The organism is Amycolatopsis sp. NPDC059021 (genome assembly GCF_042739895.1).
Taxonomy (GTDB): domain Bacteria; phylum Actinomycetota; class Actinomycetes; order Mycobacteriales; family Pseudonocardiaceae; genus Amycolatopsis.
In genome coordinates this window covers 81,815-107,208 of the sequence record NZ_JBHYIQ010000023.1, presented here as the reverse complement: position 1 = coordinate 107,208, position 25,394 = coordinate 81,815, and the positions used below count along the sequence as shown (strand labels likewise).

At 70.0% G+C, this 25,394-nt stretch carries 20 protein-coding genes; 10 read left to right on the top strand and 10 right to left on the bottom strand.

Features of this window, described 5'->3' with window-relative positions; genetic code table 11:
• Positions 1-78 precede the first annotated feature (78 nt).
• From ACFWX1_RS16550 to ACFWX1_RS16540, 3 genes are read left to right on the top strand one after another with little or no spacing between them, the layout of a single operon-like run.
• Positions 79-864, top strand: a complete 786-nt coding sequence (locus tag ACFWX1_RS16550) for a DUF1775 domain-containing protein (protein ID WP_378388072.1) — start codon at positions 79-81, stop codon at positions 862-864.
• The gene (locus tag ACFWX1_RS16545) at positions 861-2,609 is read left to right on the top strand and encodes a copper resistance protein CopC (protein WP_378388070.1); all 1,749 of its coding nucleotides are present in this window, start codon (positions 861-863) and stop codon (positions 2,607-2,609) included. The genes ACFWX1_RS16550 and ACFWX1_RS16545 overlap by 4 nt, the downstream gene beginning before the upstream one ends.
• A gap of 30 nt (positions 2,610-2,639) precedes the next feature.
• Complete coding sequence (locus tag ACFWX1_RS16540; RefSeq protein ID WP_378388068.1) at positions 2,640-4,064, top strand: PepSY-associated TM helix domain-containing protein; 1,425 nt, start codon at positions 2,640-2,642, stop codon at positions 4,062-4,064.
• A 22-nt stretch (positions 4,065-4,086) separates the two neighbouring features.
• Here the strand turns inward: ACFWX1_RS16540 and ACFWX1_RS16535 are convergent, their stop codons facing one another.
• Positions 4,087-4,917, bottom strand: coding sequence for a carbon-nitrogen hydrolase family protein (locus ACFWX1_RS16535; protein WP_378388066.1), 831 nt, complete (start codon positions 4,915-4,917; stop codon positions 4,087-4,089).
• Positions 4,918-5,759: 842 nt separating this feature from the next.
• Positions 5,760-6,428, bottom strand: coding sequence for a TetR/AcrR family transcriptional regulator (locus tag ACFWX1_RS16530; RefSeq protein WP_378388064.1), 669 nt, complete (start codon positions 6,426-6,428; stop codon positions 5,760-5,762).
• A 111-nt stretch (positions 6,429-6,539) separates the two neighbouring features.
• On the opposite strand from ACFWX1_RS16530, the gene ACFWX1_RS16525 reads away from it, so the two are divergent.
• Genes ACFWX1_RS16525 through ACFWX1_RS16515 form a run of 3 tightly spaced genes read left to right on the top strand, consistent with a single transcriptional unit; the run spans position 6,540 to position 12,200 of the window.
• Positions 6,540-9,245, top strand: a complete 2,706-nt coding sequence (locus ACFWX1_RS16525; RefSeq protein ID WP_378388062.1) for an MMPL family transporter — start codon at positions 6,540-6,542, stop codon at positions 9,243-9,245.
• On the top strand, positions 9,245-11,212 hold the full coding sequence (locus ACFWX1_RS16520; protein WP_378388060.1) for a YhgE/Pip family protein: 1,968 nt from the start codon (positions 9,245-9,247) through the stop codon (positions 11,210-11,212). Before ACFWX1_RS16525 ends, ACFWX1_RS16520 begins: the two co-directional genes overlap by 1 nt.
• 16 nt (positions 11,213-11,228) lie before the next feature.
• Complete coding sequence (locus ACFWX1_RS16515; RefSeq protein WP_378388058.1) at positions 11,229-12,200, top strand: amidohydrolase family protein; 972 nt, start codon at positions 11,229-11,231, stop codon at positions 12,198-12,200.
• A gap of 113 nt (positions 12,201-12,313) precedes the next feature.
• Here ACFWX1_RS16515 and ACFWX1_RS16510 read toward each other — a convergent pair whose 3' ends face one another.
• From ACFWX1_RS16510 to ACFWX1_RS16485, 6 genes are all read right to left on the bottom strand, one after another.
• Positions 12,314-12,511, bottom strand: a complete 198-nt coding sequence (locus tag ACFWX1_RS16510) for a hypothetical protein (protein ID WP_378388057.1) — start codon at positions 12,509-12,511, stop codon at positions 12,314-12,316.
• 87 nt (positions 12,512-12,598) lie between these two features.
• Positions 12,599-12,937, bottom strand: coding sequence for a hypothetical protein (locus ACFWX1_RS16505; RefSeq protein WP_378388055.1), 339 nt, complete (start codon positions 12,935-12,937; stop codon positions 12,599-12,601).
• Positions 12,938-12,955: 18 nt separating this feature from the next.
• Entirely contained in the window at positions 12,956-13,204 is a 249-nt protein-coding gene (locus ACFWX1_RS16500; protein WP_378388053.1) for an LppA family lipoprotein, read from the bottom strand.
• Positions 13,191-15,326 (bottom strand): tetratricopeptide repeat protein, encoded by a 2,136-nt coding sequence (locus ACFWX1_RS16495; RefSeq protein WP_378388051.1) that lies wholly within the window; start codon positions 15,324-15,326, stop codon positions 13,191-13,193. The genes ACFWX1_RS16500 and ACFWX1_RS16495 overlap by 14 nt, the downstream gene beginning before the upstream one ends.
• A gap of 236 nt (positions 15,327-15,562) precedes the next feature.
• Positions 15,563-15,709 (bottom strand): hypothetical protein, encoded by a 147-nt coding sequence (locus tag ACFWX1_RS16490; protein WP_378388049.1) that lies wholly within the window; start codon positions 15,707-15,709, stop codon positions 15,563-15,565.
• Positions 15,710-15,891: 182 nt separating this feature from the next.
• The gene (locus ACFWX1_RS16485; protein ID WP_378388047.1) at positions 15,892-17,355 is read right to left on the bottom strand and encodes an FAD-dependent oxidoreductase; all 1,464 of its coding nucleotides are present in this window, start codon (positions 17,353-17,355) and stop codon (positions 15,892-15,894) included.
• A gap of 93 nt (positions 17,356-17,448) precedes the next feature.
• Between ACFWX1_RS16485 and ACFWX1_RS16480 the strand changes: the two genes are divergently transcribed.
• Positions 17,449-18,438 (top strand): helix-turn-helix transcriptional regulator, encoded by a 990-nt coding sequence (locus tag ACFWX1_RS16480; RefSeq protein WP_378388045.1) that lies wholly within the window; start codon positions 17,449-17,451, stop codon positions 18,436-18,438.
• A gap of 100 nt (positions 18,439-18,538) precedes the next feature.
• Here ACFWX1_RS16480 and ACFWX1_RS16475 read toward each other — a convergent pair whose 3' ends face one another.
• Positions 18,539-20,896, bottom strand: coding sequence for an SdrD B-like domain-containing protein (locus tag ACFWX1_RS16475; RefSeq protein ID WP_378388043.1), 2,358 nt, complete (start codon positions 20,894-20,896; stop codon positions 18,539-18,541).
• Between the two features lie 359 nt (positions 20,897-21,255).
• Here ACFWX1_RS16475 and ACFWX1_RS16470 point away from each other — a divergent pair, with 359 nt between their 5' ends.
• On the top strand, positions 21,256-21,996 hold the full coding sequence (locus ACFWX1_RS16470) for a hypothetical protein (RefSeq protein ID WP_378388041.1): 741 nt from the start codon (positions 21,256-21,258) through the stop codon (positions 21,994-21,996).
• Positions 21,997-21,998: 2 nt separating this feature from the next.
• On the opposite strand, the gene ACFWX1_RS16465 is transcribed toward ACFWX1_RS16470, so the two are convergent.
• Positions 21,999-23,333, bottom strand: a complete 1,335-nt coding sequence (locus tag ACFWX1_RS16465) for a nitrous oxide reductase family maturation protein NosD (RefSeq protein WP_378388040.1) — start codon at positions 23,331-23,333, stop codon at positions 21,999-22,001.
• Between the two features lie 60 nt (positions 23,334-23,393).
• Between ACFWX1_RS16465 and ACFWX1_RS16460 the strand changes: the two genes are divergently transcribed.
• Both ACFWX1_RS16460 and ACFWX1_RS16455 read left to right on the top strand, forming a co-directional pair.
• Complete coding sequence (locus tag ACFWX1_RS16460; RefSeq protein WP_378388038.1) at positions 23,394-24,533, top strand: Dyp-type peroxidase; 1,140 nt, start codon at positions 23,394-23,396, stop codon at positions 24,531-24,533.
• 128 nt (positions 24,534-24,661) lie between these two features.
• Positions 24,662-25,267: a chemotaxis protein CheB gene (locus ACFWX1_RS16455; protein ID WP_378388036.1), complete on the top strand. Its 606-nt coding sequence runs from the start codon at positions 24,662-24,664 to the stop codon at positions 25,265-25,267.
• The last annotated feature ends 127 nt before the right edge of the window (positions 25,268-25,394 follow it).

Sequence of the window (25,394 nt, the reverse complement as noted above, 5' to 3'; positions counted from 1 at the left end):
TGGGGGGGTGGTGTTGTGTCTTGTGCGCGGGGGCGGGGGTACCTGCCCGGTCCAGGGCCACGGCGTCCAGGAGTTCTCATGCCCCACCGCCAGAAAACCCTTCTCCGCGGGCTGGTCACGTTGTCGACCGTCACGGCCTGCCTGCTGACCGTGTGGGCGCCGGCCACGGCGCAAGTGTCCATCGTGCCCGATCGGACCTCCGGCGGTGGTACCCGGACCTTCGCCTTCCGGATGGCCAACGAGCGGAAGGACACCAGGAGCACGCGGCTCGAGCTGGCCTTCCCGGAGACACCGCCGATCGCCTACGTCCGGGTCGATCCCGTGCCGGGGTGGAGGGTGAATATCCGTCCCCGGCCGTCGAGCCCGCCGCCGCGGCCCGGCGATCGGACGGCAGGCGAGGTCGCCGCGTCACTCGTCTTCGAAGGGGGCGCGGTGCCGCCGGGAGAATTCGAGCAGTTCCTCGTCACGATGGGACCTTTGCCCGCCGACGGACGGCTGGTCTTCGACGCGACGCAGAATTACGCCGACGGCGCGGTCGCCCGCTGGACCGGGGCCTCCGCCGGACCGGCGATCCTGCTCGGTTCCGGTGCTGTGGCCGGTGCCCCTTCGGTGCCGGCCACCGGAGGAGGACCGGGGCAGCCGCCCATGGTGCCCGCGGCCGAGCACCCGGCCGCTTCCCACGGAACCGCCGCCGGCGGTCGCTCGCCGTTGGTGTTGTTGTGGGGTGCGCTCGGAGTCGCGGTGGCAGTGATCGCCGGAGTCTGGCTCCAGGCGCGCCGCCGCAAGGCACGTACCGCGGAGTCCAGCGTGGATCTCTTCGACGAACCCGGGCAGACGGACGACACCAGGGCGAGCACCCGATGACCACGGTCCAGGATCGTCCACAACGGACAGTGAAGCGCCGGAGCGGTTCCTGGGTCCGGATCGCCGCCTTGCTGTCCCTGGTCGCGGTCTGCTGGGGGACACTGCTTGCCACGACACCCGCGGCGACGGGGAACCCGGTGCTCACCACGACCTCGCCCGGCAACGGGCAGCTCGTCAAGTCACCCGATCACGTGCTGCTCACCTTCGACCGGCCGGTGCCCGCGGGACTGGCCACGGTGCGCGTCCTCGACCCGGCGACCGGGCGCCAGGTCGTCTTCGAGCGGCCGGTCCATCCCGGTGGCGATCGGAACACGATCTCCGTGCCGATGCCGAAGGAACGGCACCAAGGCACGTACGCGGTGTCATGGTCGCTGCCGTCCAGCGGACTCCAGCCCATCAGCGGCTCGTTCACCTTCGACGTGTTCGCCTCGATCCCGCCCGAGGGCGTGCCGGAAATCGAGACCACGCACGACGTCACGGTCACGGTGGTCCACGCGGTGAGCCGGGCCGCGGCGATCGTGGCGATGCTGCTCCTCACCGGCGCGGTGTTCTTCGTGGCGGCCATCGGACCGTCCGCCGCAAGGTCGCGGATTGTCGTCAGGCTGGTCAAGTACAGCTGGTGCGGGCTGGTCGCCGCCACGCTCGGCACCTTCTTGTCGTTCGGGCCCTACGCGTCGTGGGCGACACTGAGTGGCGCGTTCGATCCCAGGCTGCTGACGGCCACCGCCGAATCGGATGTGGGCGGCGCCTTGCTCGCCCGGCTGTACCTCTTGGTGCCGGTCGCTCTCGGCATCGCGCAGCTGATGACCAGCCCGCCCGCCGGGACCTCGCGGGAACGCTGGGTGCGTGGCGGCACCGTATTGGCGTGCGCGGCGGCGTTGTCGGCCACCTGGACGTTCGCCGATCCTCGTCCGGAGGGCGCCCCGTCACCCCTCGCGCTCGCCGTGGACGCGCTGTTGTTCACGACGATCGCGGTGGCGGTCGGCGGTCTCGTCCTGCTGCGGATGTCAGGCAGCGGAGACCGCGATGTCGTGTCGCGCTTCGCGCGCCTGGCGATCGGGTGTGCCGGAAGCCTCGTCGTAGCTTGCGGATATCAGGTGTGGCGCGGCCCGCGCGAGTTCGGCTGGCTGCTCGCCGGGACGCTCGCGCTGATGCTGGTGCTCGTAGCCGTCGCCGCGATCTGCCGTGCCTGGGCAGGCCGGATATCGGTGGGCGGGAAGACCTCCGGCCGGGAGGCGAGGCCGCGGCTACGCCGGGTTCGTTCCCTTCTCCTGGCCGTGAATGGAGCCGCCGTTCTGGTGCTCGCCGGCACGGCGACGCTGGTGACCGTCGTGCCTTCGCAGGCAGCGCACGCGCAGGGCGTCACGGCCACGATTCCCGCGGCTGTCCGGCAGCAGGCGGCGCCGGCCAGGCTCGCGTTCGACACCGGGAAACCGGGCGGCCAGGGCTCCCTGGACCTGGTCCTGATCCCCGCCACCGGCCAATGGGGCCGGGTCCGGCTCGACGTGCACGTCACCGTGCTCACCGACACCGGGAAGACGAGGGACGACACGGCGCTGACGGGAGTGTTCACCCTGCCGGATCAGCGTGCCCCGGCGGTGCCCGTCGTGTTCGGTCGTCGTGCGAGCGGCTTTTCGTCGGGCATGGCGAGCCTTCCCGAACGCGGCCGCTGGAAGCTCGCGATCACCCTCCGGACCGCTGACGGGGGCACGCAAACGGTCGCCCAGCCCATCGACGTTCGCTGAACAACGCGTCCCGGCCGACGAGGAGTTGCTTTGCACGCACCGGAAACCGAACCACGGGCGGAGGCACAGGGCCGCCGGGCCCACCGACGGAATCCCTCGCCGGGGCTGAGCACCACGATCCAGACCGTGGCCCGGCGCGTGCACTTCCAGGCGGGCATCCTGGTCGCGCCCTTTCTCGTCGTCCTGTGCCTGACGGGACTCGTGTACGTGTTCAGCCCGCAGATCCACGAGAACCTGTACCGGTCGGACTTGTTCGTCAACCGCGCCGGGGGCACACCGCGGTCCTTGACCGACCAGATCCGGGCGGCGCTCACGGCCCATCCGGAATCGAAGCTGAAGTCGGTCGTCACGGCACCGAGCCCGGATCGCACCACACGGATCGTGCTCTCCGTCCCGGGACCGGCGGGGACCCCGGACCGGACGGTATTCGTCGACCCGTACACCGGTTACCTCAACGGCGAGCTTTCCACGGTCGAGAACCGCCTGCCCGCCAACACCTGGTTACGTCAGCTGCACAGCAACCTGCACCTGGGCAACCCGGGCCGGCTTTACGCGGAGCTCGCCGCGAGCTGGTTGCCGATCGTCGTCGTCGGTGGTCTGGTCCTGTGGCTCGCCAAGACCCGTCGCAAACGCCGTCCGCGCGAAGTGTTCCTGCCCGCGGTGCGTGACAAGAAGGGCTGGCCACGGGTACGGGCGATGCACGGGGCGCTCGGTCTGTGGCTCACCGTCGGCCTGGTGGCCGTCGGCGTGAGCGGCCTGACGATGTCCCAGTTCGCCGGCGGCCGGGCGAACGGGGCGGCCGATCCCCTTCACCTGCGGGCACCGGTGCTCACCGCGACACCCGTGCCGATACCGGCCGGTGTTCGCCAGATCGGTATCGATCAGGCGCTGGGGATCGGCCGGGCCGCGGGACTGAGTGGCGAGTTGGTCGTCACCTCGCCGACGAGTCCTGGCGTGCCGTTCACCGTCACGGAGATCAGCGAGGGCCTGCCGATCCACCGCGGTGCCGTCGCGATCGATCCGTTCACGGGCACGGTGACCGAGCGGATCCGCTGGAGTGATTACCCGGTCCTGGCGAAGCTGAGCACGGTGGCGACCGAGTTCCACACCGGCTCCCTGCTCGGGCTCGCGAACCAGATCATCCTCGCGGTGCTGGCCGTCGCAACGCTCGTGCTGATCGCTTGGGGCTACCGCATGTGGTGGATTCACAACCCGTATCGGGGGCGGTGGGCGTCGTTGCCCCGGCCGGTGGCACGCCGGCTACCCCGTCCGGCGCTGATCACGACGCTGCTGGGGATCGCCGTACTGGGTGCGATGCTGCCCGTGTTCGGCGCCAGCCTCGTGGTGTTCTTCCTCGTCGACGCCGGCGTCGGCAGGATCAAACGACCCAAGAAGCCCGTCGCGGCAAGGGTGTCACCGAGGCCGGCTCCGCGGCCGGCGGGATCAGAGGGATGAGGACGAGGCGGGGAACGGCCCGTCACACCGATGCGTAGCTGTCGGGCCGTCGTTCGTCGAGGTGCCGTGGGGCGTGCCTGGCGCCCGGCGGCTGGGCGTCGAGATCGAGTTCCGCGACCGCGAGGGCGGGCCTGGCGCCGGTGCGGGCCCTGATCACACCTCCGGAGTCGACGACCTTGGCCTGACCGACGAACCGGACGCCGTGCAGCGAACCGGTCTGGTTGGCCGAGACGAACACGATCTGGTTCTCCGCGGCGCGGGCACAGTCGTACAGGTCGAACAGACGGGCTTGCCGATCCCTCGACTCGGTTGTCCGCCCGCCGGCCGCCGGCCACGCCGAAAGGCAAGCCACCACCCGTGCCCCGTCGAGGGCGAGCGTTCGCGCGGATTCGGGGAACACCTTGTCGTAGTCGATCACCATGCCGAATCGGCCGACCGGGGTGTCGAAGGCGGCGAACCGATCACCGGCCGCGTGGATGGACGGTTCACCGGAGGGCTGGTGCACTTGGCGATGGCGGCCGAGTATCCCGTCCCCGGTCACGCAAACCGCCGAGTTGTACCAGTTACCGTCGTCGGCGGCCTCGTGATAACCGGCGCAGACCACCATCTCCGCGGCGAGCCCCGCGATCCGGTGCAGGTGCTTGTCGTCCGAGCCGAGCGCGGGCGGCAGCGTGTCACAGCCCGTCCTCGGCAGGGTGAAGTGGCAGCCGCCGAGTGTCCCGTCGGGGAAGACCAGCACGGAAGCACCCGCCCGGCGTGCGTCGTCGACGAAAAACGCGATCCGCCGCATGTCGAACTCCAGATCCCGGCCGAAATGCGCGGCTACGGTCGCGATCCGCACGAGACTGCTCATGTGGCGTTCTTCCTTTCCGTGATCGCTCGAGCCAGGTACCTCTGAACAGAACATGGCGCTCTCGCTCTTCTTGGCGCCCGACTGATACTCGGTGCCCGGACAGTGACCATCGAAATACAAGAGATGCGACGAGTTCGAGTGGTCTCCAGGCGACACGATGGCACGCCGCCCGGCTTTTGACCAGCGGCTGCCGAAATGGGTCGCGTTCGCAGCGTAACCTGGCCGAAACGACACGTCGTGTCGACGGTATGCACAGTTCCCGATCCCGGTGGGGCAACTGCGTACCGCGACAGCGGGCCTGCCACCCCCGGTTGTGTCCGGCGAGTGGTTGAGCGGCTCCCCGGCAAATATGTTACGCCCGCCCGATGTTCACGAGCCGCGCGCATCTCGTTGAGCTGCGGGTGGGCGAGCGTCGATACCGGTGACGCGGGTGCGTCGGCTGGAATGTATTTGAATTGCGGCCTCGATCGAATGGATCGAAGAACTTGTATTGCCCGCCGTGAAAAGTAATGTCGACGGAACTTTGGTTATATGGTGGTAACGCTCTCGCAGGATCGCGCAAGCAGGACGGCGATCTCCTTGCGCGGACACTACCCGTGGCCGGAACGAGCTGGTCGTCCGGACCGTCCAGTCCGGCCTCGGGCTCCGATTTCTCAGCATTGTCCACTCCGGACATCTGCCGCTTGGTGTGTTCTGAACGTGGAGGGGAGTTGGTGTAGGCCGAGTCCTTGATGCGGTGCTGCCCGGATGACCCCGAACTCGCCATGGTCACCGTGGCGGGCGCGATGCTGTGTCTCGGCCAACTGCTGCACGATCAGCCCGACCGCGACTCCGCCGCGTAGCTACTGGCCCGGCGCGATCAAGGCCGTGAACAGCCGGGGAAGCACCTCGGTCAGGTACCGGCTGTCGGCCTTCTCGGGGAGTTCGTCGAGGATCGCGCGTTCCAGCATGGTCTCGTAGAGGGCCACGATCGTGACGACGGCACTGCGCGGATCGACGGTCAGCCGCAAGTCCAGCCGGCCGAGCAGGTTCTGCAGGATGTCGGCGAGCGCGTCGTGGAACCGGCCCTCGGCGGCCGCGGTCGGCCCGCGCAGCTCCGGCTGCCGCATGGCCTGGGCGCGAAACTCGGCGTTGAGCAGGTACCACGTTTCGTCGGCGGCGAGGGATTCCATGAACAGAAGGCCTGCCTCCCGCAGCACCCGGTCGATCCTGCCGGGTGAGCCCGGATCGGCAGCGCGGGCGGCCTGGTCGACAGCGACGCGCAGCCGTTCGGCGCGCTCCTGCATCTCCGTTTCGTAGATCGCCAGGAACAGCTCTTCCTTGCTGGCGAAGTTGGAGTAGAAGGCGCCGCGGGTGAAGCCGGCGCGGTCGCAGATCAACTCGACCGGGGCGTCCCGGATGCCCAGCTCGGTGAACACCTCGTAGGCCGCCGCCATGACCCGTCGCCGGGTCTCCGCGCGTCGCCGGGTCATGCCCTTCGGAGTGCCGAGACCCGCGCTGGTGGTCGCCATGGCGTTCACCCTACTTTCCCCGTCTCACCCAGTGGAGTGACGGGATCCACTGTGCATCGGATACATCATGCATTACGATACACGACGTATCCAACGAGGTCAGGAGTCCTTGTGTCGTCGTTCCTCTACCGTCTGGGCCGCGCCGCCGCCCGTGCCCGGGTGCTCGTGCTGGCGCTGTGGGTGGTGGTGCTGGCGGCGGCCGGCGGGGCGGCACTGGTGTTCAACCAGGGCACCGACGACGCGTTCGCCATTCCCGGCTCCGAGTCGCAGGACGCCCTGGACCACCTCGGCCGGGTCTTCCCCGAGGTCAGCGGCACGTCGGCCCAGCTGGTCCTCGTCGTCCCGGACGGCGCGAAGGCCGACACCCCGCAGAACCGCGCCGCGGTGGCGCAGGCGGTGACGCGGATCGGGAAGCTGGACCAGGTCGCCACGGTGGTGAACCCGTTCGACAAGAACGTCAACGGCGCGGTATCGAACGACGACCGGGCCGCGCTGATCGCCGTGCCGTTGAAGGTGCAGCTCGCCGCTGTCGACCCGGCGACCAAGACCGGGCTCGCGACGATCGCCGACGACCTCGGGAAGCAGACCGGCGCGAAGGTGTACACCGGCGGCGACGCGTTCTCCAACCGGGTGCCCAAGCTCAGCCCGACCGAGGGCATCGGCCTGCTCATCGCGCTGCTGGTCCTGGTGCTGATGTTCCGTTCCCTGATCGCCGCGGTCATGCCGCTGGTCACGGCGGTCCTCGGGGTCGGTGTCGCCGTCGGGCTGATCTTCCTGGCCACGTTGGTCACGCCGATCTCGTCGACCGCACCGATGCTGGCGGTGATGATCGGCCTCGCGGTCGGCATCGACTACGCCCTGTTCCTGCTGTCCCGGCACCGCGACCAGCTCGGCGAGGGCCTCGACGTCGAGGAATCGATCGCCCGCGCCACCGCCACCGCCGGGTCGGCGGTCATCTTCGCCGGTCTCACCGTCGTCATCGCCCTGCTCGGGCTGGCCGTGGCGGGGATCCCGTTCCTGACCACCATGGGCGTCGCCGCCGCGGTCGCCGTGGCCCTGGCGGTCGCGATCGCCGTGACGCTGGTGCCCGCGCTGATGTCCTTCGCGGGCAGGCGATTGCGGCCGCGCGCCCCGAAACCGCGGCGGACCCGGCGCCGCCGGAAGCCGCAGATCGCGCGCTGGTGGGTGCGCACCGCGACGAAGGCACCACTGGTCACGGTGCTGGTCGTGGTCGCCGGGCTGGCGGTCTGCGCGATCCCCGCGACTTCGCTGCGGCTGGCCTTGCCAGACAACGGAACCGAGGAACACGGCAGCCCGGCCCGCGACACGTACAAGGTCGTCAGCGAGCATTTCGGGCCCGGCTACAACGGCCCGCTGATCGTCACCGCCGACATCATCACCAGCACCGACCCGATCGGCCTGGTCAACAAGATCGCCGACGAGATCCGGCACGTCCCGGGCGTCGCCTCGGTCCCCCTGGCCACCCCGAATCCCAAGGGCGACACCGGCATCATCCAGGTCATCCCCACGACCGCGCCGGACTCCGTCCAGACCGACGACCTTGTCGCCCGGCTGCGCGGGCTGGAGCCGCATTTCCTCGCCGCGTACGGCACGCAGACCGCGGTCACCGGTATCACCGCCGTCGGCATCGACGTGTCCACCCAGCTCGGCGGCGCGCTGCTGCCGTTCGGGATCCTGGTCGTCGGGCTCTCGCTGATCCTGCTGGCGATGGTGTTCCGCTCGATCTGGGTGCCGATCAAGGCCACCATCGGCTACCTGCTCTCGGTTGGCGCGGCGTTCGGCGCGACGTCCTTCGTGTTCGTCCAAGGACATCTCGCGGACGCGCTCAACGTGACGCACACCGGCAGCGTGATCAGCTTCCTGCCGATCATCCTCATGGGTGTCCTCTTCGGACTCGCCATGGACTACGAGGTCTTCCTCGTTTCGCGGATCCGCGAGGACTATGTCCACAAGGGCGATCCGCACCACGCGATCGAGTCCGGGTTCGTCTCCGCCTCGCGTGTGGTCGTCGCGGCGGCGGTGATCATGTTCGCGGTCTTCGCCGCGTTCGTGCCCGAAGGCAGCGCGACCATCAAGCCGATCGCGTTCAGCCTCGCCGTCGGGGTCTTCGTCGACGCGTTCATCGTGCGGATGACCCTGGTGCCCGCGGTCCTGGCGCTGCTTGGCCGCCGGGCCTGGGGGCTGCCGCCGAAGCTGGACCGGGTACTGCCGGTGTTCGACGCCGAAGGCGACGCCCTCGTCCACGAACTGCGGCTCGCCGACTGGCCCACCCCGAACAGCACCGAAGCGATCAGCGCCCGCGCGCTCCGGCTCGAAGACGACCGGGGCCGCCCGGTCTACACCGACCTCGACCTCCATCTGCCGTGCGGGGAAGTCCTCGTGCTGCACGGCACCGGCGCCTGCGGGAAGACGGCCCTGCTTTACACCCTCGCCGGGCGCGTCACCAAGTTCACCGGCGACCTCAAAGTGCTCGGCCGCGTGCTGCCCCAGCACACTCACGCCCTGCGCCGCGACGTCGCCGTCGTTCCCTGCCGCGACACCGGGGACCCGGCCCGGCAGATCGCTGCCGCCCTCGACGGCGACGCCGGACTGATCGTCGTCGACGACATCGACCTCGTGCTCCGCACCGACGTCCGCGATCAGGTCCGTGCCCTGCTCGCCGAGCGACGCACCCGCTCCGCCGGGCCCGCGACCTTCGTGCTGACCTGCCAGGACCCCGAGCGCATCCGGGACCTGCTGCCCGAGGCCGCTCACCTGCACGCCCTCACCGCCGCCCAGCCCGCCGAGGTCTCCTGATGCTCAAGCCCTTCGCCAATTCCGCCCGCGCCCTCGCCACGGGCCCGCTGACCTGGCGCACCTGGACCGGCCTCATCGCCGTCCCGCTCATCATCATGGGTTTGCTCACCTGGGCGTTCTGGAAGCCCGACACCAACCACGGCACCGCCAAGGCCGCCGTGGTCAACAACGACGAACCCGTCCAGGTCAACGGCCAGACCATCCCGCTCGGCCGCCAGCTCGCCGGATACCTCACCCACAGCGGCGACTCCGCCTACACCTGGGTCCTCACCGACGCCGACGACGCCGCGTCCGGCCTCGCCGACGGCAGCTACGCCGCCACGGTCACCATCCCGAAGGACTTCTCCGCCCGCGCCACCTCGGCCGCCACCGGCAAACCCCTCGAGGCCCGGCAGGCACAGCTGCAAGTGCGGACGTCCGACGCGGCCGGTGTCAGCGATCCCGGCCTGGCGGACCACATTGCCCAAGCCACGCAACGGACTTTGAACCAGCAGGTCGTACAGACCTATTTGGACAACGTCTACATCGGATTCACGACCCTCCACCAGAAGGTCGGCCAAGCCGCTGACGGCGCGACGCAGCTGGCCGACGGAAACCGTCAGCTGGACGACGCCGCCGGTCAGCTGCACACCGGCGCCGACCAGCTCGCCGCCGGAACCGCGCAGCTCGCCACCGGCTCCGGCAAGCTGGCTTCCGGGCTCACCCAGGCCGAGCGCGACACCGCGCAGCTGCCCGCGTTGACCCGGCAGCTGGCCGACGGCGCCGGCCAGGTCGCCGACGGCAACGAACAACTCGCCGGCGTGGTCGTGCCGCTGGCCAACCGGATCATCGCCGCTATCGACGCCCTGCCCTCGGCGAGCGGTGCGGCGACGCAATTCCAACAACTGGCCGGCCAGTGCGCGACCAACGGCGGTTCGGCCGCGTTCTGCGACGACCTCCGCCGGACCGCGGACCGGTTCACCACCGACGCGCAGAAGATCGACAACGCCAAAGCCGCCGTCCGCGCCAACGCCGTCAAGGCCCGCGACTCCATCCAGGCGCTGGCGACCGGGGCCCGCAAGGTCGCCGACGGCAACGCCCAGCTAGCCACGAAGTCCCAGGAACTGGCCACCGGCATCGCATCCGCCGCCAACGGCGCGAGGCAGCTCGACAACGGTGTCCAGCAAGCGAACTCCGGCGCGCAGAAGCTCGCCTCCGGAGCCGGCCAGCTCAAGGACGGGACCAAGAAAGCCGCCGACGGCGCCAAGGAACTCGCCACCCAGCTGGACCAGGGCCGCGACCAGGTGCCCAGCTACACCGACGCCGAACGCGCACATCTCAAGACCGTCGCCGCCGACCCCAGCACCGCCACGACAGACGGCACTCCGATCGGCCCCCTGGCCCTGACACTGTTCGCCGCGCTCGCCCTCTGGGCACTGGCCCTGGCCACCTACATCGTCACCCGGGCCGTGCCGGACGGCGTCCTCACCGCGCGCGAGCCCACCTGGCGGATCATCCTCCGCGCCGCCCTCCCCGGCGCGACCGCAGCCGCGCTGGCCGCGCTCGCCATCACCGCGATCGCCGTCCCCGTCCTGAAACTCGGCTTCGCCGGCACCATCGGCTTCCTGCTGATCGCGCTGCTGGCCGCATCGGCGTTCGTCGCCCTCAACCAGGCCGCCACGGCGATCTTCGGCCGCGCCGGCCGGATCGCCTCCCTGGCCGTGCTGGTCCTGGCAGGCGCGACCGGCGTCGTCTCGACGCTCCCCGGACCGCTGTACGCACTCGCGGACTACCTCCCGACCCACGGCGCCGTCCTGGCGCTGCGTGCCGCGGCCACCGACGGCACCGGCCTCACGACCGGCGTCGCCCAGCTCGCCGCGTGGCTGCTAGTCGGCACCCTCGTCTCGATCCTGATCACCGACCGCCGCCGGTACCTGTCCGCCAAGAGCATCCGGCTCCGCCACGCGCACCCGCTCGCGACCGTCTGACCGAGAGGGCCCTCCCATGAGCCGTGCCCAGCGCATCGACACCCACCAGCACCTCGTGCCGCCCCGCTATGCGGAGTGGATGCGCAACAAGGGGATCCGGCCTGGCGGGGTCGATCTGCCGTCGTGGTCGCCGTCGACCGCGCTGAAATTCATGGACAGCCACGGGATCGCCACCGGCATCCTGTCGCTGTCCACGCCGGGGGTCTACTTCGGCGACGTCGCCGAGGCACGCCGTTGGGCCCGAGACGTCAACGAGTACACCGCTTCGGTGGTCGCGGATCGCCCAGCTCGCTTCGGGTTCTTCGCCACCCTGACCCTGCCCGACGTCGAAGGCGCGCTCGCCGAAGCCGAGTACGCCCTCGACACCCTGCACGCCGACGGCATCGTGCTGCTGGCCAACAACGACGGCCGCTACCTCGGCGACCCCGGCTTCGGACCGCTGCTGAAATTCCTCCACGATCGGCAGGCCGCGGTGTTCATCCACCCCGGTGAACTGCCCGCCCCCGAAGTGCCCGGCATCCCGACGTTCACCGCGGACTTCCTGCTCGATACCACCCGCACGGCGATCAGCCTGATCCTGTCGGGGGCGATGGCGAAGTACCCGGGGATCAAGTTCATCCTCGCCCACGCGGGCGGGTTCGTGCCCTACATCTCCTACCGCATCCTGCTCACGATGCTGAGCACCAAGAACAAGGCGCAGCAGGCGTGGGCGCTGCTGGACCAGAAACACCAGGTGCCCAAGCAACTCGCCGTGCTACGCCAGTTCTACTACGACATCGCGCTGTCGGCCTCACCCGCGGCCCTGCCGAGCCTGCTGGAAGTGGCCGCCCCGGACCACATCACCTACGGCAGCGACTTCCCCTTCGCCCCGTCGCCTGCGGTGTCGTTCCTGAACAAGCAATTCGAACGCTACCCGCTGGACGGCTCACTGCGCGCGGCCATCGACCGCGGCAACTCGGAGAACCTGTTCCCGCGCCTCAAAAACTGACTATGCTCACCGAACCGGCGGCCACGGAACGCCCCACTGAGGAACGTGCCGTCATGCCGAACAGCACGTGTGAGAGAACGGGTCAGTGCACGTCTGTGAGCGGGGAGCAGTCGCTATGGCGAGCGGCCGCGTTGTCGGAGCCAGGGTTCGAGCGTGGCCAGCGTATGCGTGACGTCGCCATGGAAGCCGAGTTCCTCGGCCTCGACGAGACCGGATTGCAGGGCGAGCAGCTTGAACGTGCGGCGTCCGGATATCACGGCGCCGGTCGACGCGGCCTCGGCGTACACCTGTCCGTTGATTCCCTCAGACATCCGGTCGCCGAGCCAGTTGAACTGCCGCCTGCCGTCGCGGCCGAGTTCCTGGCCCGGCCGGTCGTCCTCGCGCCTCGGGACGCCGGGTCAGAGGAGGTAGGCGGTGATCGTGGCGACGACGAAGATCCCCCAGGCGATGGTGACCCATCGAAAAGGGGAGCGGCCCTTGCCGAGTGCGCTGCCGGAGCCGATAGCGCCGACGAGCAGCCCGGCCACCAGCCCCAGCCCCGGTAGGCCGGCGACGAAGCCTGGGCCCAGGGCCATGCAGGGTGCGCTGCGGCCCGAGCCGCTGCGGCAGTCGGCCATCACCAGGTAGAACCACGACAGCAGGGACACGCCGGCCCCGATGACTAGCAAGATCACCAACGCGACGACCGCCCCGTTGCCTGCTCGGTTCGGTGCAGGATCGGGATCAGACGTGCTCATGGTTACGATCTCCCGGGTTCACGACGTGGGGGTAGGGCTGCCGCGCCGGTGTGCTTCTGCTGTCCGGTGGCATCCGGTGGACACTGAAATGTCGGTGTTCTTGCCGGTCCCGAAAGAGAGAAGGGCGCCGTCGGGTTTGCCGACCACGACATCGTGGTCTTGGGACTTGTCACTGAAGACCTTGGGGGTGGGGTTAAGCCGTAGTTGGCGGCGATCTGCCGCGACGCATTGGTGGTCAAAACCCTCGTGGGTATCAGCTGCTCGCACGGCCGCGCCAGTAGGCCAGGCTGTCGCGTGTGGACACGGTATCGGGGTGAGCTGCCCCGAGAACGCGCAGCCGGTCGGCGAGGAGCTTGTCCAGTTCCACGACGGCGGTCGGCGCATCACCCGTCTCACCACGCAAACCGGCAAGGCTGTGGCGGGTGGTCAGGGTATCGGGGTGGTCGGGACCGAGGACGCGCAGTTCGTCCTCGAGGAGCCGTTCGAACGCGGTCGCGGCGGCGGCCAGGTCACCCAGCTTGCCTTGCGAACCGGCGAGGCTGCGGCGGGTAGCCAGGGTGTCCGGGTGGTCTGGGCCGAGGACGCGCAGCCGGTCGGCCAGAACCGCTTCGAGCGCGGCCGCGGCCTCAGCTACGTTGCCCGCCTTGCCGTGCAGTGTGGCCAGGCGGTAGCGGGTCGACAGCACGTGACGGTGGTTTGGGCCGAGGACGCGCAGTTCGTCCTCGAGGAGTTGCTCGAACGCGGTCGCGGCGGCGCTCAAGTCGCCTGCTTCGCCGCGGAAATGAGCGAGCTTGTAGCGAGTCGACAAGGTCTGGCGGTGGTCTGGGCCGAGGATGCGCAGCCGGTCGGCCAGAACCGCTTCGAGCGCGGCCGCGGCCTCAGCTACGTTGCCCGCCTTGCCGTGCAGTGTGGCCAGGCTGTGGCGGGCAGCCAAGGTATCGGGGTGGTCGGGGCCAAGGTGGTGATGTGCCGTTGTGCACAGCCGGTCGAAGTATTCACGCGCTTCGGTGACCAAGCCCGAGTCGTCGAGACTGTAACCGGCGCGGAACAGCAGTCGGTGAGCGCCGGGCGTCCAAAGATGCGACCCGCTGACGTCGGCCAGGGCAGCCGTGTTGGCGCGCAGCACCTGCCCGAGACGGGTATCGCGTTCGACGTCCGGCCAAATCCGCAGGAGCGCGTCTGCCGCCGTACGTGCCAGCGTCGGCAGTTCGCCCGGTGGCAGTGCGTCCCGGGTGGCGCGCTGGACCAGGGCGTGCACCCGCACAGTGGGAAACCTCAGCCCTGTGCCGTGTGTGATGAGGTTGAGACGGTGCAAGCACGTCAGCCCATCCCGAGCCTGCTCGGGACCGACCCGCCCTCCGCTGGTCGTGGCCAGCAAGGTGGTGACCGCATCGACAACGAACACGTCGACCGGAATGCCGTTGGCGTCGAGCAAGCCGGCCATTTCGAGCAGCGGCCGGGCCAACCCCGGGGGAGCGAGCCGGTTCGCTTGCTCGAGCGACAGCGACCACGTCGTCGCGACGGTGGCGCGTTGCTCGTCGGGCAGCCAATCGGACTCGGGAAACAACGTGGCCAGCTGCCGGTGACGCTCGTTCCACCGCGCGAGGTAAGCGGTACAGGACAGTCCGCGATCCAGCATGTAGGCGCACGCCTGAGCCAGCGCCAGCGGCAGGTGTCCCAGCGCGTTCGCCAGCGCGGGAAGGTCGTCGCGAAGGTCTGGGCTGTCGTCGAGAACGTCGTCGAGGTAGGCGTGCGCTTCGTCCGGGGTGAACACGTCGACGTCGATCCGGCGGCGGTGCGGGCCGCGGAGGGCGGCGTCGCGGCGGCGGGTGGTCACGACCACGCGGCCGGACGGAACCGGCGGTGGCCACAGCCCTTCCACGTCGCGGGGGTGCTGGAGATCGTCCAAGACGATCAACCACCGTGCCCGTGCTGTGGCCAGCCACGCGAGCAACCGCCGGGCGCCGTGTTCCGGGTCGGAATCGGTGAAACCGGTCAGGTCGGCGGCGAGCTGGGCGTAAGCGGACACGATCGCGTCCCGCGAACCGGCGGTCACCCAGATCAGCAGATCGACCGAACCCGCCGCCCACGCCCGCTCCGCGTAGTCCAGGACGAGCTGGCTCTTGCCGACTCCTCCCAGGCCTGTCACCACCCCCGTCAAAGCGGCCGGGCCGGAACTCGGGGCCGGGGCGTCACCGTGACCGAGGACGCGAGCAAGTTCGCCGGCCGCGGCGCGGGGCTGAAACGCGGTCGCACGGTGCGGCATGGACGCGGTCCGGTACGGCAGCGTAATGGCCGGCCGGCCGGGGGAGTGGAAATGAACACCGCCGTTGACGGTGCCGGCCTGGATGAGGTGCCCGTCGACATCACCGGTGACAAGGTTGGTCACGTGAGCGTCATCCGCGGCGCCAGAGCCCATGGAGCCGAGTATCGCACCGCTGTACGTGCCGCGCGGCCCGTTCTGTGAAATCCAGTGCCTGTTCCGCATTCCCCAAAGTCAGCAACGTGAGCCGCTGCTCAACAGCGGGAGGAGAAGGGCTGTCGACGATCTGTTGTGCCATTTCGCTGATCGGTTTGCCACGGGCGTAAGCGTGTGCGCGGATGAGCGCCGGCGCGTCGGTGGAGTCAGAAGAGGTTGGGTCGACGGCGTGCCAGGCGGCTCGCCCGTTCGGCGAGCCACAGTGATGGCAGCACGGTGAACGTCGCTCGCAAGGTCCACTTCGGACGATCGTCCTGACGATACCGCCGGAAAATTCCCTGTGCGGCGGGCATGTCGAGCATGGTGGAGACGCAGACCGGCCCTTTCCCTCTATCAGCCCCGCTCGTACTCGAAAATCCCGCAGCCCCGACCGTGGTGGGAGGTGTCACCGAACTGGGGGACAAGATGCGCGTCCTGCGCAGCTTCGGCACCGGCTGAACCAGCCGCCTCCTGCAGGACGCCCTCGCCGTCATGCTCACCGACCAGGACACGGTAGTCCACATAGAACAGAGCAAAGTGCACTACGCCGCCCCGCCATACCGTGCTCCGCTCCGCACGGGCACAGCACGGCGTCACCGCGATCGGTACCGACGGGCTCGCCCTCTGGATCCCCGTCCGCGACGAAACCGACGCCCTGGTCACCCTTGCCACCGACGGAATCGCCGTCGCGCCCGGCAGCCGCTACCACACCCAAGTCAGCGCCGTAGCCGGGTGGCCGCGGCCAGGATCGGGGTGGCCACCGCGGTGGCCGCGGCGCCGAGGGTGGTGTCGGTGGCCAGGATCCAGCGGACGGTTTCATGGCCAGCGTGAGGACTTCGCCGCCACGCAGGCGCATCCCGGCTTCGAAGCGCCCGATCGCGTCGTCGAGGGTCGTGGTGCCGTCGGTGGTCGTGTTGAGCTGGTCGAGCAGATCGGCGGCGTCACGGATGGCCGCGCCGGCACCCATGCCGGCGGTGGGAGGTGTGGCGTGGACGGCGTCGCCGAGGGCGGTGATCCGGCCGGTCTTCCACGGCGCGAGGTCGGTGGCGCGGGTCGAGGCGGCGTTGAACCGGAACGCGGCCACACTGGCCGGGTCGGCGCGGGCGATGACCTCCAGCGTGTGCCCGGACCACCCGCGGTCGCGGAACCGGCCGAGCAGCGCGGTCTGCAGCTGGGCGCCGCGCAGGTCGCGCAGGGACTCGGTCCTGGCGGACTCGGGGAACATCGCGCCCCAGATGTAGGTGGGGCCGGTGGTGACCGACATCCGCAGTTCGGGGGCGTCGAGGGCGGCATTGCCGACCGGGTCGAGGAATCCGATGTAGAGCGCGGCGCCGCGCGGGCCGATCGCCAGCGCCGAGCGCGGCCCGAGGCGCTGTTGTTCAGCGGGGCTGAGGTCGGTGCGCCGGGTGCGCCCGGAGAATCCGATGATGCCGGCCGGGCGGCTGGTCGGGCCCGCCGCCAGGTGCCGGGCGACGACCGAGTGGGTGCCGTCCGCGCCGACCACCAGATCCGCGGTGACCGACGTACCGTCGGCGAACGTCACCCGTGGCGTCCCGCGCTCGTCGTGATCGACACCCGACACCTCCCGCCCGAGACGCAGGTCGTCACCGACGGCTTCGGCCAGCAGCGTGCGCAGCGTGATGCGATCGACGTCGATGCTCGCGCTGCCGGTCAGGTCCGGGCCGTGCCCGAGCAGACGGCCGCGCCGGTCCCAGAACGCGTCCCGCTCCCGCAGCCGCAGCGCCGATCCCGACGCCAGCAGCCGCCGCATGATCTCCGGCGCCACCAACCGTTCCAGCGCCGACTGGGCCCGCTGGTCAAGGGTGATGTGGTAGCCGCCGGTCGCGGCGACATCGGTGTCACGGTCGTACACCGCCGTCTCGTATCCGGCGCGGCGCAACCCGGCACCCAACGCGAGCCCGCCGATCCCGCCCCCGACCACGACGACGCGCATGCTCATCCATCCTCCACTGCCGAGTGATCACTTGTCCGAACAGGACGGTGCCATCGGTAGTGGACACCGAATGACCAGTACCGGTGTCAGGATGGGACGATGGCGAGCACCTCACATCGAGCGTTGCGGCTGCTGTCCCTGCTGGGATCGCGCCGGCAGTGGCCCCTGCGCGACCTCGCCGCCCGGCTCGAGGTCAGCGAGCGCACTGTCCGGCGCGACCTGGACACGCTGCGCGGGCTCGGCTACCCGATCACGACCGTTCGCGGTCCCGACGGCGGCTACCGGCTCGGCTCCGGGCACACCGTGCCGCTGCTGTTCGACCACGACCAGGCGCTCGCGATCGCCGTCGCGCTGCAGACCGCGCCCGGCACCGTGTTCGGCCTGCAGGACGACACCGCCCGCGCACTGGCCACCTTGCAGCAAGCCATGCCCGAGACGCTGCGTGCCGCGATGGAATCCCTGCGGCTGACCCGGCTGCGGAACTACTGGGAGTTCCCCGTGCCACCGATCGATCCCGCCGCGCTCAGCGCCGTCGGCACCGCGGTACGGCACCGCCGCGTCCTTGTCACCGAACTCCTGCGCCCCGACGGGACGCGTCCCGCCCCCGAAGACCACGACTTCGCCATTGCCCATCGCATCGAGCCCCACCACCTCGTGGTGTGGGCGGGCCGGTGGTACGTCGTCGCCTACGACCTCGACCACCGCCAGTGGCGAGTACACCGTGTGGACCGGCTGCACCCCCGCCCCACGACCTCCCGCTTCAGCCATCGTGACCTGCCCGGCGACGATCTCGCCCACTTCGTCATGAGCAGCCACGACCGTGGCGACACTCCCGCGGCCTGGCAATGCACCGGCAGCGCACGACTCAACCTGCCCGCCGGCATCGTGGCCCGCGGGGCGCCCCGCGGCTCCGTGGTCGAACACCTCGACCCCGAGCACTGCCGCCTCACTCTCGGCGCCTGGTCCTGGGCAGGCATCGCCGGAATCCTCGCCACCTTCGACACCGATCTCACAGACCTGCATCCAGCCGAACTCCGCAAGGCGTGCCGGCACCTCGCGCACCGCTATCTGGCGATACCCGAGACCTGACTCGCGTTCACCGAACGGCCGGCTTCACGCTCGGCTCGAATGCGGCTGACGTCGCCCGGTCCGCTCTCGAGCGTGCGGACCGGGCCCGGCAGATCGGACCTCACTGCCGCCGGGCGCGGCGTTTCCGGCCGGCGAGCAGGAACCCGGTGCCTCCGGCGATGAGCGCCGCCGCGAGGACCAGCAACGCCGGCAGCAGGGGAATCCCGGTGCTCGCCAGGGGTGCCTGGGCCTGCGGTGCCGGGGGTGCCGGGTTTTCCGGCGGCGCGGGAGGTGTGGTGGACGTGGGCGGAGTGGGCGGCGGCGGGAGGTAGACCCCGGCGTCGATCGTGTGGTCCACACCACCGGGGTTGGCCGGTGCGGTGACCGGTGCGTATCCGTTGCAGAGCCGCCCCGTGGCAGGCGGGACCACATTGGAGTCGTGCGCCCGGTCGGGTCCGGCCGTGGGCAGGGTGAACCGCAGGTCCGTCGCCGGTGGCTGGGCGGGCACGTTGCTCGTGTTCGCGGTGCAGACGTCGAACTGCACGGTGTACTTCGCGTCCCGGGTGAGCTGGTATTTGGCTCCCACACCGCCGAAGTAGTATTCGCCGGCCGCGTCGGTCCTGGTCGTGGCGACCTGTTTGCCCGCGGCGTCCAGCAGGTTCACCGTCGCGTCCTTGAGCGGGACCTCGTCGGTGTGGTTCGGGTCCTGGATGCCGTTGTGGTCGCCGTCGAACCAGACGAGGTTGCCGATCTGGATCGGCGCGTTCGCCGCCTGGTACGCGATGTCCCCGAGCCCGCCCGCCTTGCCGAAGCTGTTCGTGGGATCGACGAACTGGTAGCCGTGCGCGGGATTGTCGTGGCCGGGACCGACGCCGGTTTCGACGTGGTAGTAGCCGACGCCGTCGGAGCTGATGTTCTGGGCCGGGTCGAGCTGGGTGCTGATCACCCACTGCTGCTGCGGGATGTAGGCCACCGATCCCTGTGCCGCTTCCTGGTGCAGGCCGTTGCCCGATCTGTTCGGGTCGAAGAAGTCGCCGTGGAAGTACTCGACGACACCGTCGGGTTCGTGGCCGTTGGTGGCGTAGGTGCTGTGGTTCGGGCACTTTCCGGTGCCCTCCCAGTCGTATCCGCCGCCCGGCGTCGCGCACGCCATGGTGATGTCGCCGCCGGACATGCCGGAGTTCACCTCGTTGTGTCCCGGCCGCGGGTCGAGGCCGGAGCCGACGACGTCCATGAACCGGTCCCGGAACCCGAGGATCATCGACCCGTCTCGGGTGAACGCCATGCTCGCCAGCGCCGGCTGCGGATTGATGGCCGGGCCGTGCTTGACGTATTTGTCCCAAGTGGACAGATCGTTGCTCCACGGGTTCCAGTGACTGGTGTCCGGATCCGTGATGGAGGCGATGACATACCCGCGGTCGTAGTCGAGGGCGTGGCTGAGCACCGGGGTGAAGGTCGTGCCGTCGTAGGTGTAGACGACGGCCCTCAGGTCTTGCCGCCGCTGACTGCTTTCGGCGGAACAGACCCCGCCGACGTAGAGCTTCGCGTCGTGCGCGGCGAGCCCGAACGGCCGCCAGTCACCCGGCGCGGCACACCCCGGGTCCGGGATCGGCACGGTCTTGCCTGCCTGCGCGGTGGCCCCGGTCGCGTCGAAACTCACCAATGACCGTGTCCGCAGATTCACCGCGTACAGCGTTTGGCCGTCCTCGGTCAGCGTAATGCCGCCTACGCTTTCCTTACCCGGCACGTCCACGAATTGCGGATCCTTACGCATGTCGGCGTCGCCGTGCGCGGTTATCGTGGCGTCCGGCACCGTCGCGAATAATTGTGGCGCGCCGGATCCCGAGACCGGCGTCGTGTAGATGGCCCCGCCGCCCTCCGGGCCGTAGACGGTAAAGCGCTTCGCGAACGCGGATTGGAATACGCGGTCGCGGTATTTGTCGTAGGCCAGGCCCCAGGTCGTGCCCACCTGGGACTGGGTGTTCAGCACGGTCGGACAGACCGCGTCCGCCGGGCACGTGCCACGCAGGCCGCGGTCGAACGCGACCAGCGCGCGGCTCTTCGGATCGGGGGTGCTGCCGTCGGTGTTGACCGCGGGGCTCTGCACGGGGACGTAGTAGCGGGCGTCCGGCAGCGTGTGGTCGGCCGGGTTCCAGACCGCGGTGACGACCGAAACGTCCTTGCCGTCACGGAGATCGACGAACGAGGTGAAGCTGTCGAAGTGGTTTTTCCCGGTCGACGCCGGGGCGGCCTGCAAATACGCGCGGTACTGCTCCGGAATGGACACGTCCACGCGGTACCGGCCGCCGCGCAGTTCTCCCGGATCGGTCAGGACGACCTTTCCCGTCGAGCCCGTGCGCCCGTGGAGGCGGTGGCCCGCCGGGTCGGTGATGTCGACGGCCATGCCTTCCTGCGGCGTGTCCATCGCCGCGTTGATGACGCCGGTGCCGAAGAAGTCCCGTAACACTTGGACGGTCAATGTCCCGTCCGCGCCCGGTGCGGGAGCCGCGTGTGCGGCCGGGGCGGTGCCGAATACCAGAAGTGCCGCCGACAGCAGGGAGGAGAGCCGGACGGCTCTGCTCGCCGCAATGCCTCTTCCGCTGCCTTTTTCGCCGCGTCTTCCGCCGCTCCGGCTCATGATTTGCTGCGTCCCCTCGCTCCGACCAGCACAGTCGACTCCGCGCCGGGGCGGCAGGCTTGCGCGCCCGGATCCGGAGGTCGCCATATTCAACCAGAAAAATGGTCACTCGCGAATGCGAAACTTGGGTGAATCATCGGGGAACCGCTTTCCTGCTACGGTCACTTGCCGTGCTGGCCAGAGCGGGAAGAGGGAAATCCGTGCCGTGGGTGAAGCGCCGGTGGGTGATCGCGGCCGGAGTCGCGATACTGGTCGTGGTCGCCGCGCTCACCTATCTCGTCACCGGTGATTCCGCGGGGACGAGTCCCCGCGCGCTGACCCCGGACGAAGTGAGCAGGCTGGCGATCACCCGGTTCCGCAATCACGAGGCGCGCGGCCGCGCCGTCACGATCACCGTGCCGGATCCGGCGGGCGCGCTCGTCGTCACCGGTTCGGTCGACTACCGCGCCAAGATCGGCTATGGGGTGGTGAAAGGCAAGGGCCGCAACGATTCCGGCAATGGGCTGGTCCAGTGGACGACCCACAGCCTCGCGCTGCACCCGATGGCGGACACGCCGGGCCAGGCCCCGGACGTACCGCCCGCGACTGGCTGGTATCGCCGTCCACTCGCCACGGCGGGCGGAGCGCTGGACCGCGCGCTGGCGATCGTGCTCGGCCTGGGGAGCGACCGGCCGGACAACGCGCAGTTGCTGCCGCAGAACGGCGCGGCCTGGGTGGGCACCGATCAGATCGGCGGCCACGCGGTCGACATCTTCACCGGCCCGGAATCGCGGGAGCGGCCCGGCACCGCGGATTCGGTGCGCTACTGGCTCGACGCGAACGGCGTCATGTATCGCGCCCAGGCAGCGGTCCCGGCCGAGCCGGAACCGGTCGTCATCGATTTCGACACCGGCAAATATACCGTTGTGCCGCCGATTCCCGGCCTCACGTCCGGCGGCTGACCTCAGGAAACCGGAATCGCCGCACGATCGGAGAACAACGAGACCGGCGGCACCCCGGCGGCGGCGACGTCCGGGAACACCGGCGCCGCGGGCAGCACCGTCGGCCCCGCGGTCAGCGCGTCCGGAAACTGCGGTTGCACCGGCGGTACCGCCACTTCGGTGAACGGAATTCCCGGCGGCGGTTTCGGCCGGGGCCAGGTGCCGGACGGCGACGCCGCCCCGGCGGCCGCCGGGCAGCGGGCGCCTGCCGTCAGCCCGTCCGGCATCGTGCGCAGTGTCCCGGCGTCCTGTACGCAGTTCCCGCTTCCCTTGGCCACACCGGGGAACGTCCAGCCGACATCGATGCCGTTCGCGGCGAAGGCACCGTCCACGATCCTGTTCCCCTGCGGCGGGATGTCCTGGGTCGCGGTCAGCACCACACCGGCGTGCACATTGCCGGTGATCCTGTTGCGCAGCACCTCGTTGCCACTGCCGCCGTCGATCCCGACCCCGATTCCCCAGCCGCCGTCGGCCTGTTCCGGCGTGGCCTGCTGCTGGTTGGCCGCGACCAGATTGCCGGCGATGACGGCACCGTGTTGCGGAAGCAGTTTCTCCTGGTGATCCGAGTTGGTGGTCAGTCCGACGCGGTTGCCGCTGAACCGGTTTCCCACCACGTACAGGTCTCCGCCCGCGTTGGTCCCCTCGTAGCCGACCGCGTTGAGTTCGGCGACGTTGTCGCGCACCACGATCCCGCAGGGTTTGCACTGTCCGACATAGATCCCCGAATCGGCGCCACCCGAGGCGTACGAATGTTCGATCACGCCGTTCTGCGCGGAGAAGGCGTAGATACCGTAGAGCCCGTTCCGGGTGGCGGTCACGTGCGAAACCAGGAACGAGTTCAGGAAACGGATCGGCTCGTCACCCGTGTCGTACCCGCCGCCCCGGCCCGGCAGTCCCGTGGCCGCTTTCGCCGAACCGGTGACCAGCACACCGTTCTGCAGATTGTTCCGGACGGTCAGGTTTTCCACCGCCACACCGGAAGCAGCGACGACGACGCCGTTGTCCTGCCGCAACCGGCCGTCGATGACGACCTTTTCCCGCACTTCACCGCGGAGCGTGACCCGCGCGGTGGTGATCTTCACCGACTCGTGGTACTCACCAGGGGCGACGAGCACCAGATCTCCGGACTGGGCCAGGGAAATCGCCGCCGAGATCGTCGGCGCGTCGGCGGGCACTCGGATCGTCACGTGCGCGCCGTCCGGCCGGTGTCCCTGTTCGGCCGGTGCGCCGCAGCCGCCGAGCGCTGTGGTGAAAAGCCCCAGAATCGCCACCACGACAGGAAGATCACGTCGACGCATCCGCTCAGTCTGGCACAGCCGCCGGAACCGCCCGCCTCGCCGTGTGTCACGCTGCCCGTCGTGACCGCCGCCGATCGCAGCCCGTCCCGTCGTGCCTTCCTCGGTGCCGCCGGTGCCATGGTGACGGCCGGTTTCGCCGCCGGTTGCTCCGCCGAACCCGCCACGACACCCGGTACCGCGCCCGGTCCCGTCCCGGCCACCGGGCCGCATCAGGCCGGGATCACGCTTCCCGCGCAACCGCAATCCCACTTGGTGATCGTCGTCGCCGACTTCGACGATTCCGCCGAGGCCGGGCCGATTCTCGCCGCTCTGGGCCGGAGCGTCCTGGCACTCACCGGCGGAGCCGACGACCGCCTGCTGGGCCTGCCGGCGGACGACCTCACGGTGACGATCGGGCTGGGCCCCCGGCTCGTGCGGAGGATCGACCCCGGACTGCCGGGCGCGACCGATCTCGTTCCGTCGTCCCGGGAAGAAATCGCTCCGCAAGCACGCGGCGGCGACCTGCTGCTCCAGTTGTGCGCGAGTGACCCGCTGGTTCTCTCGGTCGCCGCGGCGGCGCTGCTGGCGGCGGCGGGCGAGAAGGTACGCGAACGCTGGCGGCAGTCCGGCAGGCGCGGACGGCACGTGCCGGTCTCCGAAGGCCTGACCGCGCCCCGGAACCTGCTCGGGTTCGCCGACGGCATCGTGGGCCCGCACAGCGTTCCCGAACAGCAACGGGGATTGTGGCTCGCGGGGCCACCACGGGTCGCGGGCGGCACGATCGCCGTCGTCCGGCGGATGGAACTCGACCTGCCGCGCTTCGCCGGCCTGAGCGTCGCCGCGCAGGAGGCCGTCATCGGCCGCCGCCGCGACTCCGGAATCCCGTTGTCCGGCGGGATCATCGCCGACGGCCCCGATCTCGGCGCCAAGACTCCCGACGGGCGGTATCTGGTCCCCGCGGACGCCCACGTCCGCCGCGCCCACGCCAACCTCGTCGGCGTCGACCTCATGCTCCGCCGTTCCTACAGCATGGACGAACCCCAGCCAGGCCTGGTGTTCATCAGCTTCCAGAACGACCTGCGGACCTTCACCGCGACCCTCACCCACATGGAAGCGTCGGACGCGCTGCTGCCGTTCACCACCACCACGGCCAGCGGCACCTTCCTGATCCTCCCCGGCTTCGATCAGCGCGTACCGCTGGGAGCCTCCCTGTTCCCGTGAACCACACCCCAGCCGATCTCCGCGGTCATTCCTCGCGCGGGTGAGTGACTTCGGGCCCTGCACGTCATGCCCGGACAGCCGCGATACTGGAACCCCGACGTGTCACGAGCGTGGGTGGAGGTGATGTCATGGCTTCCTCCGTGCCGCGCGAGCCGAACCCCAGTCCTGCTGTGCCGTTTCCGGTGGTGGCCCTCGTGACCGCCGCTTCGGAGCTTGACGGGCTCGCCGCGGTCGTACGGGTTCTGGCGGCGCTGCCGCTGGGGCTGCCGGCCGCGCTGGTGGTGGCCAAGCACATCCAGGCCGGCGACGCGGAACGGGTCGTGCACCTGCTGGGCAGGCACACCGACTTGACCGTGCGCGCGGCCAGCCATCCCGACAAGCTGTCCGCGGGCGTAGTGCTGGTCGCACCCTCCGCCGGGCAGCTGCTGGTCACCGGTGACGGGCGGGTCGGCATCGTGCGGACGCACGCCGGCCGGCCGCAACCACCCGCGGCGGATCTGCTGCTCATCACCCTCGCCAACAGTTGCGGCCCCCGCGCGCTGGCCGTGCTGATGACCGGGCAGGCCCCCGACCCGTTGGCCGGGCTGCGCGCGATCGACCACCACGGTGGCACGGTCTTCGCCCACGACACCGTGCGCACGACGCGCACCGCACGGACCTTGGTCCAACGCTGGCTCCCGCTCGCCGACATCGCCCCGGCCATCGTCGGCTGGGCGCGCGACCACCAGCCGTAGCCGTCGTTCCCGGACCGGCACTGTGTCCACATGCGACACTCGAGAGGGTCGTCCGAGGGGTGTTCGCCCTCGGACGACCCGGGCCTGGTGGAGGGGTTGTGGTGTGCCGGCCTGGCCAGCCGTGGTC

Bases quoted from the DNA above. Each gene is read 5' to 3' on its own strand.
- ACFWX1_RS16490 (WP_378388049.1), bottom strand. From the start codon at position 15,709: ATGCCCGCCGCACAGGGAATTTTCCGGCGGTATCGTCAGGACGATCGT.
- ACFWX1_RS16505 (WP_378388055.1), bottom strand. From the start codon at position 12,937: ATGAGCACGTCTGATCCCGATCCTGCACCGAACCGAGCAGGCAACGGG.
- ACFWX1_RS16550 (WP_378388072.1), top strand. From the start codon at position 79: ATGCCCCACCGCCAGAAAACCCTTCTCCGCGGGCTGGTCACGTTGTCG.
- ACFWX1_RS16530 (WP_378388064.1), bottom strand. From the start codon at position 6,428: ATGGCGACCACCAGCGCGGGTCTCGGCACTCCGAAGGGCATGACCCGG.
- ACFWX1_RS16480 (WP_378388045.1), top strand. From the start codon at position 17,449: ATGGCGAGCACCTCACATCGAGCGTTGCGGCTGCTGTCCCTGCTGGGA.
- ACFWX1_RS16485 (WP_378388047.1), bottom strand. From the start codon at position 17,355: ATGAGCATGCGCGTCGTCGTGGTCGGGGGCGGGATCGGCGGGCTCGCG.
- ACFWX1_RS16515 (WP_378388058.1), top strand. From the start codon at position 11,229: ATGAGCCGTGCCCAGCGCATCGACACCCACCAGCACCTCGTGCCGCCC.
- ACFWX1_RS16455 (WP_378388036.1), top strand. From the start codon at position 24,662: ATGGCTTCCTCCGTGCCGCGCGAGCCGAACCCCAGTCCTGCTGTGCCG.
- ACFWX1_RS16520 (WP_378388060.1), top strand. From the start codon at position 9,245: ATGCTCAAGCCCTTCGCCAATTCCGCCCGCGCCCTCGCCACGGGCCCG.
- ACFWX1_RS16535 (WP_378388066.1), bottom strand. From the start codon at position 4,917: ATGAGCAGTCTCGTGCGGATCGCGACCGTAGCCGCGCATTTCGGCCGG.
- ACFWX1_RS16510 (WP_378388057.1), bottom strand. From the start codon at position 12,511: ATGTCTGAGGGAATCAACGGACAGGTGTACGCCGAGGCCGCGTCGACC.
- ACFWX1_RS16545 (WP_378388070.1), top strand. From the start codon at position 861: ATGACCACGGTCCAGGATCGTCCACAACGGACAGTGAAGCGCCGGAGC.
- ACFWX1_RS16465 (WP_378388040.1), bottom strand. From the start codon at position 23,333: ATGCGTCGACGTGATCTTCCTGTCGTGGTGGCGATTCTGGGGCTTTTC.